Below are 17,406 nucleotides of genomic sequence, written 5' to 3' on the forward strand. Positions count from 1 at the left end.
AAATGACCAGCCGCCGTTCGGAGGTTGGCATGGTCGGTTGATGTGCTGCTGTGCCGCACCGCCCTAACTTGAGGTCATGGACAGGATCGGGACTGTGGTGATCGGGGCGGGCCAGGCTGGTCTGGCGATCGGCTACTACCTGCGGCAAGCAGGTGAGGACTTCGTCGTCCTCGACGGGCACGAGCGGGTCGGTAACTGCTGGCGGGAGCGGTACGACTCACTGCGGCTGTTCAGCCGGCCGCGGTACGCGAGCCTCCCCGGGTTGCGGATCGGCACGCGGGACTGCCCGACCCGTGACGAGATGGCCGATTACCTCGAGCAGTACGCCGTACATCACGAGCTGCCGGTGCGGACCGGCGTACGGGTGACTCGGTTGTCGCGGGACGACGACGGGTTCCTGGTGGAGACGACCGGCGGCGACTGGCGGGCGGACCAGGTCGTGGTGGCGGCCGGGATGCACAGTGTGCCGCGGTGGCCGGCGTTCGCGGGCGAGCTCGATGCCTCGATCCGGCAGCTGCATTCGCTGGAGTACCGGAATCCGGAGCAGCTCGCGGACGGGACCGTACTGGTCGTTGGCGCGGCCAACTCTGGCACCGACATCGCGCTGGAGGCCGTGAAGACGCATCGCACACTGCTCGCCGGACGGCACCCGGGGCAGGTCCCGATCGACATCGACTCGACCGTTGGACAGATCTTCACACCGATCGTGATGTTCCTGTTCAAGTATGTGCTCACTCGCCGTACGCCGATGGGCCGCAAGGCGATCGCGAACGCGGTGAAGAGCGGGTTGCCGCTGACCCGCAACAAGCTCGAGCACCTCGACGCGGCCGGGATCGCACGGATCGGGCGCATCGTCGAGGTCCGTGCCGGCAAGCCGGTGACCGCGGACGGCGACGTACTCGACGACGTCCGGACCGTGGTGTGGTCGACCGGGTCGGACCCCGACCACAGCTGGATCGATCTGCCCGTGTTCGACGACGACGGCCGGCCGCGGCACACGCGGGGCGTGTCGGACGACGTACCGGGGCTGTACTTCCTCGGCCTCGACTTCCAGTACGCGATCGCGTCCGCGAGCATCCAAGGCGTGGACCGCGATGCCCGTTTCCTCGTCAAGCATCTCGCCGGCCGGAGTACTCACCGGGCCGTACCGGTGGACAGGCGGTAGCATCACCCGCTGAAATGGGTGCGTGGCTGGGCGTGGATCAGGTTGAGTGAGCAGACAACGGTGAGCGGCGGTCAAGAGGGGCCGACCGCTCTTCGTATCATGCTCGGCGGGCAGTTGCGGCGGATGCGTGAATCCGCCGGGATCAGTCGCGCCGACGCGGGCTGGCAGATCCGGGCGTCGGAGTCGAAGGTCAGCCGGATGGAGCTCGGCCGGGTCGGGTTCAAGGAACGCGACGTCAGCGACCTGCTCGAGTTGTACGGGATGGCCGACGACGACGAGCGCTACCGGTTGATGGAACTGTCCCGGGCCGCGAACAACCCGGGCTGGTGGTCCCGGTACGGCGACGTGATGCCGAGCTGGTTCGCGAACTACGTCGGGCTCGAGGTCGCCGCGGCGCTGATCCGGACGTACGAGGTGATGTTCGTCCCGGGCCTGTTGCAGACCGAGGAGTACGCGCGGGCCGTCGTACAGATGGGCAAGTCGTTCCTGCCGCATCAGGAGGTCGACCAGCGGGTGGAGCTGCGGGTGACCCGGCAGCAGATCCTCACCCGGCCGAACCCGGCCCGGCTGTGGGTCGTCATCGACGAGTCGGTGCTGCACCGGCCGGTCGGCGGCCAGGAGGTGATGCGGGCGCAGATCGAGCACCTGCTCAAGTGGTCGCAGCAGCCGAACATCACGTTGCAGGTGATGCCGTTCAGCAGCGTCGGGTATCCCGGCGCCGGCGGCGCGTTCAGTCTGCTGCGGTTCCCGGACGGCGATCTGCCGGACATCGTGTACATCGAGCACGCGGCGAGCGCGGTCTACCTGGACAAGCTCGAAGAGGTCGACGAGTACGTCGCGATCATGGAAGGGCTGACGATCTCCGCGGCCCCGGTGTCCGCCACCGAGGGCCTCCTGGAAGAGGCCCTCGCGCGGATGTAGCTCACGCTACTTTCAGGTCCACCTTGATGTTGCCGCGGGTGGCGTTGGAGTACGGGCAGACCTGGTGCGCCTTGGCGACGAGGTCCTCGGCGACCGGGCCGTCCAGGCCGGGCAGGCTGACGACCAGCGCGACCTCGAGGCCGTAGCCGGAGCCGCCGTTGATCGGGCCGATGCCGACCTCGGCGGTGACGGTCGAGCCGTCCATAACGTCTTGGTCCAGGCGCGCCTTGCGGGCGACGACCTTCAGCGCACTGTGGAAGCAGGCCGCGTAACCGGCCGCGAACAGCTGCTCCGGGTTGGTTCCGTTGCCTGAGCCACCCATCTCGGCGGGCGGCACGACCACGACGTCGAGCTTGCCGTCGTCGGTGGCGACCTTGCCGTCGCGGCCGCCGTTCGCGGTGGCGCGGGCGGTGTACAGAACCTTCTCAACAGCGATGGTCATATCTGGTTTCTCCATATTCGATTCAGCGGGTGGGGTCGAGCAGGAGCTTGCCGACGGTCCGGCGAGCTCGCAGGTCTTCGTGGGCGGAGGCGACGTCGGACAGCGCGTACTCGCCACCGACGATCGGGCGGAGCTTGCCGCCCGCGGTCAGGTCGAACAGCTCGGTCAGCGGACCGCCGAGCAACTGCGGGTTGGCGAAGCAGTCGGCCAGCCAGAAGCCGGCGATCGTCTTCGAACCCTTCATCAACCTGCTTGAGTCGATCGGCGCGGCCGACTGCCGGGACGCGGCACCGAACGTGACCAGACGACCGAAGCGGCCAAGGGCGGCGAACGACTCGTCGAACGTCCGACCGCCGACCATCTCGAGCACGATGTCGACGGGCTTGCCGCCGTTCGCCTCGAGGATGCGATCCTTCAGGCCTTCCGGCGTACCGTCGATCGCGGCATCCGCACCCAGGTCGAGGACCTGCTTGCGCTTCTCCTCGGTGGAGGCAGTCGCGATCACGCGGCCCGCGCCCCAGAGCTTGGCGAGCTGAACGGCGAGCGAACCGACCCCGCCGGCACCGGCGTGTACCAGGACGGACTCCCCCGGCTGCAGGTGCGTCGACGTCTTGAGCAGGTGCCACGCGGTGGTGCCCTGCAGGACGAGCGCGAGCGCCTGGCCGTCGGTGACACCTTCCGGAACATCCCAGGCGTAGGGCGCGTGCGCCACGGCCTGCTCGGCGTACCCACCGGAACCCACCAGCGCGACCACGCGGCGGCCGTCCTCGGTGTGCCCCACGACCTCGCCGCCGGGGATCAGCGGGAGCTCGGTCTTGGAGAGGTAGCTGTTCTCGACCTGGTGGGTGTCGGCGTAGTTGATCCCCGCGCGGTCGACCTTGATCAGGACCTGCCCGTCGCCGGCGACCGGCTCCGGGACGTCGCTGACCTGCAGGACCTCGGGTCCGCCGAACTCGGTGATCTGAATGGCTCGCATACACCGTACTATACACTGTACGTTAGGAGCATCGAAGGGAGATGGGTCACACATGGCTGGGTCTGATGGCTAGGACACCGCGGAACACCCTGAGCGCCGACCTGATCGTGCGGACCGCGCTCGAACTGATGGAAGCCAAGGGCACCGACGCGTTCAGCCTGCGCGGGGTCGCCGGCGAGCTCGGCGTCGGCCCGATGGCGCTCTACACGTACTTCCGGAACAAGGACGATCTGTACGACGCCGTACGCGACCATCTGATGGGGCTGCTCCCCGCCGTACCGTCGGACGCGCCGTGGCCGGACCAGGTGCGGGCGGTCTGCCGGTCGCTGCGATTGTTGATGCTCCAGCACCCTTGCCTTGCGCAACTACTTGCCGGACGGCCGCTGAGCGGGCACGAGACCGCGCGGGTCGCCGAAGGTCTGCTCGGCGTACTGCGGGCCGCCGGGTTCGACGCGGAGACCGCCGCGCGGACGCACACGACCTTGTTCACGTATGTGCTCGGCTCGACGTCGTGGGAGATCCAGATGGCGGCCGAACGCCGCGACCCCGAGGCGTGGCGGCGGCTGCGCACCTCGATGGAGTCGCTGTCGGCGCGGGACTTCCCGTCGGTCGTCGAACTCGCGCCGGAACTGGCCCGGACCACGGGCGGCGACGAACAGTTCGACTACGGCCTGGATCTACTGCTGGCGGGGCTGCAGCTCAGAACACCATCGTGACGATGGCGAGGATGCCGATGCAGACGATCAAGGCCCGGAGTGCGATCGGCGGGAGCTTCCGGCCGTAGCGGGCGCCGATGAAACCGCCGATGGTCGAGCCGACCGCGATCAGACCGGCCGCGAGCCAGTCGATGTCGTGCACGATGATGAACAGGATCGCGGACGCGGTGTTCACGACCGTCGCGAGGACGTTCTTCAGGCCGTTCATCCGCTGCAGGTTCGAGTCCAGGCCGAGGCCGAGGATCGCCATCAGCAGCACGCCTTGCGCGGCTCCGAAGTACCCGCCGTACACACCGGTCGCGAAGACGGCCGGGATCACCCACCACGCCCCACGGTGCAGGTGCGACGGCGCACTGATCCACTTCGACAGCCAGGGCTGGAAGGCAACCAGCAGACAGCCGAGCAGGATCAGGACCGGTACGACGGCATGGAAGGCGGAGTCGGGAAGCGTGAGCAGCAGCACTCCCCCGACGATGCCGCCGGCCAGCGACGCCGGCACCAGACTGATCAGCCGGCCGCGCTGCCCTTCGAGCTCGCGACGGTAGCCGATCGCGCCGGCCGCCGTACCGGGGGCAAGGCCGACCGTGTTGCTGACGTTCGCCAGCACCGGAGGGATGCCGACGGCAAGCAACGCGGGGAAGGTGAGCAGCGTGCCCGACCCCACCACGGCGTTGATCGTTCCCGCGCCCATCCCCGCCAGCAGGACGAACACCGCCTCGAACCATGTCATCGCTGCAGAACTCTACGCACCTGACCAGGCCCTCGCAGATCTGTCCGACGATTGAACACGCAAGAGCCCTCCCGGACCTTCGAAGAAACGGTCCGGGAGGGCTCTCGTGCAGTTGTCAGCGTTGCGGCGGTTCCTGGGCCGGCGGCTCCTGGGACGGGGCCGGCGGCGGCATCGACGGGGTGCTCGGCGCGGCCTGGCTGCGGCTGCTCACGGCCGCGGACTCGGCCGCGGCGATCGCTTCGCGGACCGCGTTGTCGGCCTCGGCCACCGCTGCCGGTGCCGCGGCGGTGTCGAGCTCCGCCACCTCGCCGTTGGACAGCTCCGGCGCCTCCCAGTTGCCCTCGGCTTTCTGCGCGATACCGGCCACCTGGCCGACCGCGCTGCCCAGACCCTTGAGCGCGTCACCGATCTCGCTCGGCACGATCCACAGCTTGTTCGCGTCGCCCTGGGCGATCGACGGCAGCATCTGCAGGTACTGGTACGCGAGCAGACCCTGGTCCGGCTTGCCGGCGTGGATCGCGTTGAAGACCGTGGTGATGGCCTGCGCCTCACCCTGCGCCTTCAGGATCCGGGCCTGCCGCTCGGCCTCGGCGCGGAGGATGCGGGACTGCTTGTCACCCTCGGCGGTGAGGATCGCGGACTGCTTCTGACCCTCGGCGGACAGAACGGCCGACTGCCGCATACCTTCCGCGGTGAGGATCGCGGCGCGCTTGTCACGGTCGGCGCGCATCTGCTTCTCCATCGAGTCCTGGATCGACGGCGGCGGGTCGATCGAGCGCAGCTCGACGCGGTTCACGCGGATGCCCCACTTGCCGGTGGCCTCGTCCAGCACGTACCGGAGCTTCTCGTTGATCTCCTCACGCGAGGTCAGGGTCTGCTCCAGGTCCATGCCGCCGATGATGTTGCGCAGCGTGGTCATGGTCAGCTGCTCGATGGCCTGGATGTAGTTGGAGATCTCGTAGGTCGCGCGCACCGGGTCGTTCACCTGGAAGTAGATGACGGAGTCGATCGACACCATCAGGTTGTCCTCGGTGATGACACCTTGCGGCGGGAACGCGACCACCTGCTCGCGCATGTCGATGGTGTAGCGGACCTTGTCGACGAACGGGGTCAGCAGGTTCAGGCCCGGCTGCAGGCCGGTCTTGAACTTACCGAACCGTTCGACGATGCCGACGGTCTGCTGCTGCACCACCCGGACGGACTTGATCAGTGTGACGATCACCAGTAAGGCGACCAATGCCAGCACTACGAGGAACGCGGTCACTCGACCCTCCACTCGACAGAACGCTCAGGACGGACAGTCTCCTCTATTGACGGGCCATCCGGCGTACCGGTTCCCGGCGCGTCGGCTACGTGCTGCCGCCTTGTCTCCGACAGTACTGCGAAGACGGGACCACCCAACGGTCAGGTCTGGGGCGGATCGCTCGGTTTCGGGGGCTCGGTGTTGCCGAGCTGGTGGTGCAGCGGGTCGCTGACCGGGTAGACGACCGCGGTCGCGCCGTCGATCGACATCACCTCGACGCGCGTGCCCGGGGGGATCGTCGACACCTCGTCGTACGGGCGGGCCGTCCACAGCTCGCCGCCGAGCCGGATCGAGCCGCCGCCGTCGGGATGGATCTCCTTGACCACGAGGCCGGACTTGCCGATCACGTGGGCGGAGCCGGTCTTCAACTCCTGGCCGTGATGGATCTTCCGGACGATCATCGGCCGGATCGCGGCGAGCATCGCCGCCGCGGTGACCAGACCGACGACGATCTGCAGCCACAGCAGCCCCGGGAAGATGGCCGCCACGCCGGCCGCGGTGAGCGCACCGGCGGCCAGCATCAGCAACGTGAAGTCCAGCGAGGCCAGTTCAGCCAGGCCGAGGACGGCAGCGATCGTCAGCCACGCCGCCCACATGTTGTCCCGCAGCCAATCCATCATTTCCCAAGCCTATCCACGTCGGGGGCTTCAAGTAGATGTTTGGACGCACCTCTCGGCTCGCGGGATCCGGATCAGAGGGCGCGGGCGGTGTAGCGGCCGTCCTCCTGTTTGAGGGTGAGGGCCAGGTCGAAGGTCTCGCTGAGGGTCTCCGCGGTCAGGGCCTCGTCCATCGGGCCGGCGGCGACGATGCGGCCCTGCTTGAGGAGCAGGGCGTGGGTGAAGCCGGGCGGGATCTCTTCGACGTGATGTGTGACCAGCACCATCGCGGGCGCTCCGACCGCGGTCGCGATCGAGCTGAGCGAGCGGACGAGCTGCTCGCGTCCGGTCAGATCGAGACCGGCCGCGGGCTCGTCCATCAGCATCAGTTCGGGGTCGGTCATCAGCGCGCGGGCGATCTGGACGCGCTTGCGCTCCCCCTCGGACAGGGTGCCGAACGTACGATCGGCCAGGTGTGCGATGCCGAGTTCGGCCAGCAACGCGGTGGCGCGTGCGTGGTCCAGTTCGTCGTACTCCTCGATCCAGCGGCCGAGGACGGCGTACGACGCCGACATGACGACGTCGGACACCCGTTCGCTCTTCGGCAACCGGTCGGCGAGCGCGGCGCTGGTCAGCCCGATCCGCGGCCGCAGCTCGAAGACGTCGACCGCGCCGAGCACCTCACCGAGCAGCCCGGCGACCCCGGCCGTCGGGTGCAGCTGGGCGGCGAGGATCTGCAGCAGCGTCGTCTTGCCTGCGCCGTTCGGCCCGATCACCACCCACCGGTCGGCCTCGCCGATCGTCCAGTCGATCCCGTCGAGCAGCCGCGCGTCACCGCGGACGATCGTCACCCCGGCCAGCTCCACCACTGCAGTCATGCTCAAAACCTAAGGGGTCGCCGTCGGCGGGCGGTCGTCGGGTGGTGAGAGACTTGCGGGCGTGCTGACGACCTCCGCCTCGGTTCGGTTCACCGTGTGGACCAACGCGATGCTGGCCGGTGCCTGCGACCCCGACACCGCCGCGCAGAAGATCCTCGGCGACGACGTCGGTCACCACGTCGCGGGCCTCGCCGGGCATCCCGAGCCGGCCACGCTGCCGGTCGCACTGAATCTGCTGCGTGCCGCGGGTACGACGCAGGCGCATCTCGCGCTCCCGGTGCCGGGTGACCCGATCGGCCTGGCCGGACCGCCGACGTTCAACGAGGCCGCACTCGAGACCGGCGAGGCCGTCGTACTCACGGGACCGGAGCTCGGACTCGTTCCGGCGTACGTCGGTCCTGCGGTGCAGTGGACCGCGCTACCGGCCGCTTCGCCGCTGCCGGCCGACCTCGGTGAGGCGGACCGCGGGTTGCGGATGGCGCTGATCGACGCGGCCGAGTCGCTGGCCGCGCTGGATGTCGCACGCTGGAAGCCGGAGGTCGCGGACGCGCTGATCGACATTCGGCGGATCGGCCAGGGGCGCGGGGACGATCTGGCGCCCGGGTACGAGCCGCGCGCGGTGAAGGCCGCGGCGACGGCCAGGCGTTGTCTCGCGATTGCGGACGCCGCTCTCGACGACGACGGCGCAGCCGTCACCGGAGCTGAGGCCGATGCTCGGCGGCGGACGCTGCTCGAGCTGGCCGCCGCGGCGCGGCGGGCGCTGGTAGCGGCCTGCGCGCCGCCCGTTCACGCCTGAGATTTGGACCGGACACTGGACGGTCATCTCACTTAGGTAGCGTTCGTGGTGCGATGACTGAGCTCAGTGAGGTTGAGAGCGCGTCGGCCGACCGGCCCACGTTGCTGGTGACGTTGACGGGCAGCGACCGACCGGGGCTGACGTCCGCCGTACTGTCGACGCTCGCGACCCGCGGGCTCGACGTGATCGACGCCGAGCAGGTCGTGCTCCGGGGACGTCTGGTGCTCGGCGTACTGCTGTCCGCGCCGCGGGACCACAAGAGCCTGAAGGAAGAGCTGAAGGCGCTGGCCACCGTCCTCGACGTCGAGATCTCGGTGAAGAAAGGTGTCGGCGACAACGAGCCACGGCGCAAGGGCCGCAGCCAGGTGACCGTGATCGGCCACCCGCTGTCCGCGGCCGGTCTTGCCGCGGTCGCCGGACGGATCGCCGACACCGGCGCCAACATCGACCGGATCAGCCGGATGGCGCGGTACCCGGTGACCGCGATGGAGTTCGCCGTCTCCGGCGCCGACCCCGAAGCGCTGCGGACCGTACTCGCCCAGGAAGGCGTCCGGCAGGGCCTCGACATCGCCGTCCAGGACGGCGGCCTGTACCGGCGGGCCAAGCGCCTGATCGTGATGGACGTCGACTCGACGCTCATCCAGGGCGAGGTCATCGAGATGCTCGCCGACCACGCCGGCCGGCTCGACGAGGTCGCCGCCGTCACCGAGCAGGCGATGCGCGGCGAACTGGACTTCGCCGACTCCCTGCGCAACCGGGTCGCGGCCCTCGAAGGACTGCCCGCGACGGCCCTCGACGAGGTGTACGCCGCGATCGAACTGGCGCCCGGTGCGCGCACGCTGGTCCGCACACTCAAGCGGCTCGGGTACCAGTTCGCGATCGTCAGCGGCGGGTTCAGTCAGATCACCGACAAGCTGGCCGCCGAGCTCGGCATCGACTACGCGAAGGCCAACGAGCTGGAGATCGTCGACGGAGTTCTCACCGGCCGCGTCGTCGGCGAGATCGTCGACCGCGCCGGCAAGGCGGCCGCGCTGCGAGAGTTCGCCCAGCGGTCCGGTACGCCGTTGTCCCAGACGGTCGCGATCGGCGACGGGGCCAACGACCTCGACATGCTGGCCGCCGCCGGCCTCGGCGTCGCGTTCAACGCCAAGCCGGTCGTCCGCGCGGCCGCCGACACCCATCTGAGCGTTCCGTACCTGGACACGATCCTCTACCTCCTCGGCATCACCCGCGAGGAAGTCGAGGCCGCGGACGCCGACACCCCGGCCTGAGCCCGAAATGCGGCACGATCGGGCCCATGGACTTCTCGGCCCGGCCCGCCACCCTTGACGACGCGCCCGCGATCCACCGCCTGATCGCCGCGGCGGAGCAGCTCTGGCACGGGCAGGCGGAATCGGCCCCCGACGCGGTGGCCGCCGATCTGCAACGCCCTCTCATCACCCTCGACCTCGACACCCGGGTGATCGAATCCGACGACCAGCTCGTCGCCTGGGCCTGGGTGCACGGCGGGCGGCGCGCGCAGATCGACGTACATCCGTCGTACGTCGGTCTGGGCCTCGGGACCCAGCTGCTCGACTGGGCGGAGGCCCGTGCCCGCGAGCACGGCACCGACTGGCTCGCGCAGACAGTCGACGACGCGGACGAGGCCGGTACGGCGTTGCTCCGGTCGCGCGGGTACGACGTACTCGCGACGAACTGGTTGCTCGAGCGACCGGTCGATGGTGCCGCGCCCGCGGTGCCTGAAGGTGTCACGGTGCGGTCGTTCGCGCCGGGTGATGAGCGGGTTGTGCATCAGGTGGTGCAGGACGCTTTCGACGAGTGGCAGCCGCGGCGGCACGAGTACGAAGAGTGGGCCAAGACGACCATCGAGCGCCCCAGCTTCGATCCCGAACTGTCGCCGGTCGCGGTCGTCGGCGACGAGGTGGTCGGCGTGGCGCTCAGCCTGCATCTCCCCGACTCACCCGACGGGTACGTCGAGCAGGTGGCCGTGCGCAGCGACTTCCGCGGCCGCGGACTGGCCCGCGCGCTACTGGCGGTCGCGGCCGAAGGAGCCGGACGCCGAGGCAAGCAATCCTTGACCCTCTGGACCCACTCAGGCACCGGCGCCCTGGCGATGTACGAGCGCCTCGGCATGACGGTCCGCCGCAGTACGACGGTGTATCGCACCCACCTGTGACGAGCTGTTGACATGCTTCCGTGAGAGCGCTCCCATTGACCTCATCCACCGCCCCTGGAGGTCGACATGCGTATCCGCCCCATCGCACTCGCCTTACTCGCACCGTTACTGGCCGCCGTGTCCCTTAGCGTCGCGGCCGACGCGAGTGTTCCAACTCCACCCGCCGGCTGGACGACTGTGTGGAGCGACGACTTCGACGGGCCCAACGGCAGCCTGCCGTCGGGTTCCAACTGGATCATCGACACCGGCCACGGCTACCCGGGCGGTCCCGGGAACTGGGGTACCGGCGAGATCCAGAACTACACGAACAGCCCGAACAACCTGTCCCTCGACGGCACCGGAAACCTGCGCATCACGCCACGGCGCGACGGCGCCGGCAACTGGACGTCCGCCCGGGTCGAGACGCAACGGAGCGACTTCAAGCCGCCCGCCGGTGGGGTTCTGGCGATCGAGAGCCGGATCCAGATGCCGAACGTCACGGGTGACGCCGCGCTCGGGTACTGGCCGGCGTTCTGGGCGCTCGGTGCGCCGTACCGCGGGAACTACTGGAACTGGCCGGGCATCGGTGAGTTCGACATCATGGAGAACGTCAACGGGATCAACTCCGTCTGGGGCGTGCTGCACTGCGGCGTGAACCCCGGCGGCCCGTGCAACGAGACGACCGGCATCGGCGCCAGCCGCGCCTGTCCAGGCTCGACCTGCCAGTCCGCGTTCCACACGTACCGCTTCGAGTGGGACACCAGCATCTCGCCGAACCAGTTGCGCTGGTACGTCGACGGACAGCAGTGGCACTCGATCAGTCAAGGTCAACTGCCGGCCGACACGTGGACGAACATGACCTCGCACGCCGGCTACTTCATCCTGCTCAACGTCGCCATCGGCGGAGCGTTCCCGGATGCACTCAACGGCCCGACGCCGCGCGCATCCACGGTCCCCGACAAGCCGATGGTCGTCGACTACGTCGCGGTGACGGCGAAGGGCGGTACGACGACCCCACCGACGACTCCGCCGACGACTCCCCCGACGACTCCCCCGCCGGGCGGCTCCTCGGCGTACAGCACCTTGCAGGCGGAGTCGTACGGCCAGCAGTCGGGCATGGGCCTGGAGACCACGACCGACACCGGCGGCGGCCAGAACCTGATGCAGATCGGCAACGGCGACTGGGCCCTGTACCGCGGCATCGACTTCGGCAGCACCGCGGCAACACAGTTCGTCGCCCGAGTCGCGTCCGGTGCAGCCGGCGGCGTCAGCGGACTCGTCGAGGTGCGCCTCGACAGCCGCAGCAACGCTCCCATCGGCAGCTTCGCGATCGCCAACACCGGCGGCTGGCAGTCCTGGCGATCAGTCCCCGCCAACATGTCGTCCGTGACCGGCACCCACGACGTCTACGTCACCTTCACCAGCGGCCAACCCGCCGACTACGTCAACCTCAACTGGTTCACGTTCACCCACTAACTCCGCCGTACCGAACGCCCTCATCCCAAGTTTGAGAAGCCACCGACCATGAATCGCCGCCGAGAATGGCCGGTGGCTTCTCAAAGTCGACGTCCCGGAGCGGTGCGGCGCGACGCGGTGGTGGGTGCGTGGGTGGGGGGTCAGGCGGCGTGGAGCCATTGGGCTGGGTCGTGGGGGGCTGGGGCGCGCCAGGTCGGCGGGTCGCCGGGGCGGGAGCTGCCTCTTGCGAAGGCCGCGCGGAGGCGGGCGATCAGGTCCGATCGCGGATCGAGGACGTCCTCCCAGCCGAAGTGCACGAGCTCTACAGCCCGATCGCTCAGTCGCTGATCGCGCCGGTAGCTGCGGCGCAACTGCCGGCGCCGTTCCTCGGGGCTCTCGCTGTCGTACTTCGCGAGACCGTCGGCCTCACCGATCGTCCGGAACTGTGGCCACCAGAAGTCCACACGCTCGGGCATCCACGCAAAGCCGTCCCAGAACTGGGCCTGGAGGATCGGCATGGGCAGGCCCGCGAGTGCGAAGACTGCTCGGGCTATCGACTCGAGCACCGACTCCGACCTCGGATCGCCGAAGCCGACCGTGTTCCGCGCCCGACGGATTCCCGGCCACTGGAACTGCCGCTCCAGCACGCTTTCGAGATCACCGATGGAGATGCCGCTGCGCAGTGCGTCGTCGACGGTCACGATCGCCTCGCGGAACGGCAGGGCGCGAGCGAGATCCACCACGGTCCTCGCCGCGGAGGTGACCGGCAGCCACAGGTGCCGAGACACATCGGCCGGGTCCAGGGTTGCACGTCGTACGACGATGTCCTGGCGGCGCTGGTTCCGCTTCGTCGTGGCCGGCCGCGTCAACCAGACCGCGGCGGCGGGAGGCGCCGACCGACGCCGGCTGTCCGTCCAGGTGCGCAGCCCCATGAGTCCGGCCGCGCTGAAGTGACTGACAACCGAGCCTGGGTGCAGTGCCTGCGCGCAAGCTGTCCGTGCCACCCCCTCGTCCAAGCGAGCGTCGATGTAGTGCCCGTGGTGGTGTTGCAGAATCTGCTTCCTCAGGAGGCGTCGCAGGTCGGCGTCTCGCAGTCCGGCCATGAGAAGAACCTGCCGGTCTCGCGGCGTCCGAACGAGCTGCAGCACTCGTTGACGAACATCCTCAGCCAGCCGATCCATCCGGCCAGCATGCGCCACACCCCCTCCCCCGCGCGTCGCACTTCCCCTCCCGCTGTGGATAACTCCTCTCGCCAAACCTCGCCGAACCGACTTTGAGAAGCCACCAACCACGGATCGAGGCTGAGAATGGTTGGTGGCTTCTCAAAGTTGGGTGGTTGGGGCGGGATGCGGTGCGGGGCGGTGTGAGCACCTATTCTTCGCGTATGTCTGATGTGCAGGGTGGGGCTGGAGCCCTGTTTGCTATTGGTGGTGCCGAGGACAAGCTGAAGAAGCGGACGGTGCTGCAGGAGTTCGTCGACGCGGCGGGTGGGTCCAAGGCGCGGATCGTGGTGGTGCCCACCGCGTCCGCGCTCGGGCCCGACGTCGTCGACGTGTACCGCGCGCTGTTCGCGGCCCTCGGCGCCGAGAGTGTGGTCGGCGTCCGCCCGGAGAACCGGGAGGACGCCGACGACCCGGCCTTCATCGCCCCGCTGCACGACGCGACCGGCATCTTCATGACCGGCGGCAACCAACTGAAGCTCGCGGGCGTCGTCACCGGTACGGCGTTCGGCCGCGCGGTGACCGCCGCTCATGCGCGCGGCGCGGCCGTCGGCGGTACGTCGGCCGGCGCGAGCATCCTCGCCGAACACATGATCGCGTTCGGCCGCTCCGGCGCCACCCCACGCCAGCGGATGAGCCAGCTGTCCAGCGGACTCGGCCTGGTCCAGGGCGCGATCGTCGACCAGCACTTCGCCCAGCGGAACCGGTACGGCCGGCTGCTTTCGCTCGTCGCCCAGTCCCCCGGCCTGCTCGGGATCGGCGTCGACGAGGACACCGCGGCGGTCGTCCGCGGCACCCACCTGGAGGTCGTCGGGCGGGGCGCGGTGACGATCTTCGACGGCACCCGGATCACATCGAACGCCCACAACGCCAAGCGGTCCGAGCCGATCCTCGCGTCCGGCGTCGTACTGCACGTCCTTCCGGCGACCGCGACGTTCGACCTGCAGAACCGCGTGCTGCTGTCGTACGGCCCGCAGCCGCCGGCAGAGGAGATCGCCGAGATGGCGGCCGCCGAGGCCGACCTGCGCAAACTCGCCAAGGAGATCGCCGCCGAGGGCGTGTCGCCGCGGTACTACGAGGAGCGCAAGCGGCGGGCAGGACGCCGTACGGCGAAATCCGCCAGGTCCGCGATCGGGGCCGGGGAGTCCAGACCGGGGGCGACCGAGCCGATCACGGCCGGCGCCGAACCCGACTCCCCCGACCCGACGCGAGCAGACAACGGAACCCCATGACCGAAACGCACGGCACCCCGGCCCCCGACCTGAAGATCATCGAGACCCGCGTCTACCGCGGCCCGAACATCTGGAGCTACGACCCCGCGATCCACCTGGTGGTCGACCTCGGCTCGCTCGAGAACTTCCCGTCGAACACCATCCCCGGCTTCACCGAGCGACTGCTCGCCGACCTCCCCAGGCTCGACCAGCACCATTGCTCGCGCGGCCGCAAGGGCGGGTTCATCGAGCGCCTGCACGAAGGCACCTGGCTCGGCCACATCACCGAGCACGTCTCGCTGCAGCTCCAGCAGGAGGCCGGCCATGACATGCGCCGCGGCAAGACGCGCCAGGTCAAGGGCTCGCCGGGCGTCTACAACATCATCTACGCGTACGCCGACGAACCTGTCGGGCTCGCGGCGGGTGAACTCGCCGTACGGTTCGTGAACAACCTCGTCCAGCCGGATCCGGCGTTCGACTTCACCACCGAGCTGGAGAAGTTCATCAAGCAGGCCGAGCGGACCGCGTTCGGCCCGTCCACGCAGGCGATCGTCGACGAGGCGGTGTCCCGGGACATCCCGTGGATCCGGCTGAACAAGGCCAGCCTGGTCCAGCTCGGTCAGGGCGTGCACGCGAAGCGGATCCGGGCCACCATGACGTCCGAGACCGGGTCGATCGCGGTCGACGTGGCCAGCGACAAGGACCTGACCACGCGGCTGCTCGCCTCGGCCGGCTTGCCGGTGCCGCGGTCGGAGTCGGTTCGCACGGTCGAGGACGCCGTCTCGATCGCCAACAAGATCGGCTACCCGGTCGTCTGCAAGCCGCTCGACGGCAACCACGGCCGCGGTGTCTGCCTGAACCTGCAGGACGCGGACGCGGTCCGGGAGGCGTTTCCGATCGCGGCCGAGCAGTCCCGGCGCGGCTCCGTGATCGTGGAGAACTTCGTCACCGGCAAGGACTACCGGTGCCTGATCATCAACGGCCGGATGGAGGCGATCGCCGAACGCGTGCCCGCGCACGTGGTCGGCGACGGCATCCACACCGTGGCCGAGCTCGTCGACATCACCAACGCCGACCCGCGGCGCGGTGTCGGGCACGAGAAGATCCTCACCCGGATCACGATCAACAACGCGGCCCGGCAGCTGGTTCGCGACCAGGGCTACGAGCTGGACGACGTACCGCCGGAGGACGTGATGGTGAAGCTCACGCTCACCGGCAACATGTCCACCGGCGGGATCTCGATCGACCGGACCTGGGAGGCGCACCCGGAGAACGTCGAGATCGCCGAGGAGGCGGCCCGGATGATCGGGCTCGACATCGCCGGTATCGACTTCATCTGCCCGGACATCACCCAGCCGGTACGGGAGACGGGCGGCGCGATCTGCGAGGTGAACGCGGCGCCCGGGTTCCGGATGCACACCAACCCGACGATCGGCGAACCGCAGTACATCGCGAAACCGGTGGTGGACATGCTGTTCCCGCCCGGCGCGGTCAGCCGGATCCCGATCGTCGCGGTCACCGGAACGAACGGCAAGACGACCACCTCGCGGATGATCAGCCACGTCTTCAAGGGCATGGGCCGCAAGGTCGGTATGACGTCGACCGACGGCATCGTGATCGACGAGCGGCTCGTGATCCGGCAGGACGCGTCCGGCCCGAAGTCCGCCCGGATGGTGCTGCAGAACCCGCGCGTCGACTTCGCGGTGTTCGAGGTGGCACGCGGCGGGATCCTGCGCGAGGGTCTCGGGTACGAGCGCAACGACGTGGCCGTCGTACTGAACGTCCAGCCTGATCACCTCGGTCTGCGCGGGATCGACACGCTCGAGCAGTTGGCCGACGTGAAGGCCGTCCTCGTCGAGGCGGTGCCGCGGACCGGGTACGCCGTACTGAACGCCGACGACCCGTTGGTGCGGAAGATGCGCCGCAAGTGCTCGGGGCAGGTCGTGTGGTTCAGCATGGCCGAGCCGGGCAGCGAGGTCCGCGACTACATCGAGGGGCACTGCCGGCGCGGCGGGCGGGCCGTGGTGCTGGAGCGCTCGGACCTGGGCGACATGATCGTGGTGAAGCACGGGCGCCGCTCGATGCAGCTCGCGTGGACGCATTTGCTGCCGGCAACGTTCGGCGGGCGGGCGATGATGAACGTGCAGAACGCGATGGCGGCGGTCGCGGCGGCGTTCGCGGCGGGTGCACCGTTGCACGACATCCGGCAGGGACTGCGGACGTTCAACACGTCGTACTACCTGTCGCCGGGCCGGCTGAACGAGATCGACGTCGACGGGCGCAGCGTGATCGTCGACTACTGTCACAACGCGCCGGCGATGCGGATGCTCGGCGACTTCGTCGACCGGCTCGGGGAGAGCCTGAGCGCGTCGTCCGAGGTCGGCCGGCCGTCGCGGATCGGCGTGATCGCGACCGCGGGCGACCGGCGCGACGACGACATCCGCGAACTCGGTGAGGTCGCGGCGCAGCACTTCGACGTGGTCATCGTCCGCGAGGACGCCCGGCTGCGCGGGCGCAAGCGGGGCGAGTCCGCGGGACTGGTGCAAGCCGGCGTACGGGCCGCGATGGAGGGCGGCGCGCGATGCCGGCGGGTGGACGTCGTACTCGACGAGCTCGAGGCGGTCCGGTTCGCGTTGGAGCGGTCGAACCCGGGCGATCTCGTGGTGCTGTGTGTCGATCAGCACCAGTCGGTACTCGCGGAGCTCGAATCGGTGTCGCACCTGGCGCAGGCCGGGGCGCGGTCCGGTGACGAGGGCGGTGACCCCGACTTCGTGCAACCCGACGAAGAGATCACAGAGGAAACGCCGCGGGAACTTGCCTAGGGCAAGTCTCGTTGGCCGTT

General features: G+C 69.2%; 16 protein-coding genes. 9 read left to right on the forward strand and 7 right to left on the reverse strand.

The genetic code is table 11. From position 1 onward, the window contains the following. The first annotated feature begins 76 nt into the window (after positions 1-76). Together EV137_RS04625 and EV137_RS04630 are read left to right on the forward strand one after the other, a co-directional pair. Entirely contained in the window at positions 77-1,165 is a 1,089-nt protein-coding gene (locus EV137_RS04625) for a flavin-containing monooxygenase (RefSeq protein ID WP_134126759.1), read from the forward strand. A gap of 60 nt (positions 1,166-1,225) precedes the next feature. Further along, positions 1,226-2,086: a Sco1979 family transcriptional regulator gene (locus tag EV137_RS04630; RefSeq protein WP_511194523.1), complete on the forward strand. Its 861-nt coding sequence runs from the start codon at positions 1,226-1,228 to the stop codon at positions 2,084-2,086. 1 nt (position 2,087) lies between these two features. On the opposite strand, the gene EV137_RS04635 is transcribed toward EV137_RS04630, so the two are convergent. Both EV137_RS04635 and EV137_RS04640 read right to left on the reverse strand, forming a co-directional pair. Next, positions 2,088-2,528, reverse strand: a complete 441-nt coding sequence (locus tag EV137_RS04635; protein WP_134126761.1) for an organic hydroperoxide resistance protein — start codon at positions 2,526-2,528, stop codon at positions 2,088-2,090. 22 nt (positions 2,529-2,550) lie between these two features. After that, the gene (locus EV137_RS04640) at positions 2,551-3,504 is read right to left on the reverse strand and encodes a quinone oxidoreductase family protein (RefSeq protein ID WP_134126763.1); all 954 of its coding nucleotides are present in this window, start codon (positions 3,502-3,504) and stop codon (positions 2,551-2,553) included. 65 nt (positions 3,505-3,569) lie between these two features. On the opposite strand from EV137_RS04640, the gene EV137_RS04645 reads away from it, so the two are divergent. Further along, on the forward strand, positions 3,570-4,220 hold the full coding sequence (locus EV137_RS04645) for a TetR/AcrR family transcriptional regulator (protein ID WP_238175082.1): 651 nt from the start codon (positions 3,570-3,572) through the stop codon (positions 4,218-4,220). Here EV137_RS04645 and EV137_RS04650 read toward each other — a convergent pair. The 4 genes from EV137_RS04650 to EV137_RS04665 form a co-directional block, all read right to left on the reverse strand. After that, complete coding sequence (locus EV137_RS04650; protein WP_134009460.1) at positions 4,204-4,950, reverse strand: sulfite exporter TauE/SafE family protein; 747 nt, start codon at positions 4,948-4,950, stop codon at positions 4,204-4,206. The two genes, EV137_RS04645 and EV137_RS04650, sit on opposite strands and share 17 nt — an antisense overlap. 115 nt (positions 4,951-5,065) lie before the next feature. Next, the gene (locus EV137_RS04655; protein ID WP_134009458.1) at positions 5,066-6,214 is read right to left on the reverse strand and encodes an SPFH domain-containing protein; all 1,149 of its coding nucleotides are present in this window, start codon (positions 6,212-6,214) and stop codon (positions 5,066-5,068) included. Positions 6,215-6,354: 140 nt separating this feature from the next. Next, positions 6,355-6,873 (reverse strand): NfeD family protein, encoded by a 519-nt coding sequence (locus tag EV137_RS04660; RefSeq protein WP_134009456.1) that lies wholly within the window; start codon positions 6,871-6,873, stop codon positions 6,355-6,357. A 71-nt stretch (positions 6,874-6,944) separates the two neighbouring features. Beyond that, positions 6,945-7,727 carry an ABC transporter ATP-binding protein gene (locus EV137_RS04665; protein WP_134126765.1) on the reverse strand — a complete coding sequence of 261 codons (783 nt, stop codon included), beginning with the start codon at positions 7,725-7,727 and terminating at the stop codon, positions 6,945-6,947. Positions 7,728-7,788: 61 nt separating this feature from the next. Between EV137_RS04665 and EV137_RS04670 the strand changes: the two genes are divergently transcribed. The 4 genes from EV137_RS04670 (at position 7,789) to EV137_RS41845 (ending at position 12,154) form a co-directional block, all read left to right on the forward strand. Continuing rightward, positions 7,789-8,523: an Rv1486c family protein gene (locus EV137_RS04670; protein ID WP_238175083.1), complete on the forward strand. Its 735-nt coding sequence runs from the start codon at positions 7,789-7,791 to the stop codon at positions 8,521-8,523. 53 nt (positions 8,524-8,576) lie between these two features. Further along, positions 8,577-9,794: a phosphoserine phosphatase SerB gene (gene serB, locus EV137_RS04675; RefSeq protein WP_134126767.1), complete on the forward strand. Its 1,218-nt coding sequence runs from the start codon at positions 8,577-8,579 to the stop codon at positions 9,792-9,794. A 26-nt stretch (positions 9,795-9,820) separates the two neighbouring features. Beyond that, positions 9,821-10,699 (forward strand): GNAT family N-acetyltransferase, encoded by an 879-nt coding sequence (locus EV137_RS04680; protein WP_134126769.1) that lies wholly within the window; start codon positions 9,821-9,823, stop codon positions 10,697-10,699. A 66-nt stretch (positions 10,700-10,765) separates the two neighbouring features. After that, positions 10,766-12,154, forward strand: a complete 1,389-nt coding sequence (locus EV137_RS41845) for a glycoside hydrolase family 16 protein (RefSeq protein WP_134126771.1) — start codon at positions 10,766-10,768, stop codon at positions 12,152-12,154. 140 nt (positions 12,155-12,294) lie between these two features. Here EV137_RS41845 and EV137_RS04690 read toward each other — a convergent pair whose 3' ends face one another. Beyond that, entirely contained in the window at positions 12,295-13,236 is a 942-nt protein-coding gene (locus tag EV137_RS04690) for a hypothetical protein (RefSeq protein ID WP_134126773.1), read from the reverse strand. 281 nt (positions 13,237-13,517) lie between these two features. Here EV137_RS04690 and EV137_RS04695 point away from each other — a divergent pair, with 281 nt between their 5' ends. Further along, complete coding sequence (locus EV137_RS04695) at positions 13,518-14,585, forward strand: cyanophycinase (RefSeq protein ID WP_134009445.1); 1,068 nt, start codon at positions 13,518-13,520, stop codon at positions 14,583-14,585. Further along, the gene (gene cphA / locus EV137_RS04700; protein ID WP_134009443.1) at positions 14,582-17,386 is read left to right on the forward strand and encodes a cyanophycin synthetase; all 2,805 of its coding nucleotides are present in this window, start codon (positions 14,582-14,584) and stop codon (positions 17,384-17,386) included. The genes EV137_RS04695 and cphA overlap by 4 nt, the downstream gene beginning before the upstream one ends. The last annotated feature ends 20 nt before the right edge of the window (positions 17,387-17,406 follow it).

The sequence above is a fragment of the Kribbella pratensis genome (assembly GCF_004366075.1).
Taxonomy (GTDB): domain Bacteria; phylum Actinomycetota; class Actinomycetes; order Propionibacteriales; family Kribbellaceae; genus Kribbella; species Kribbella pratensis.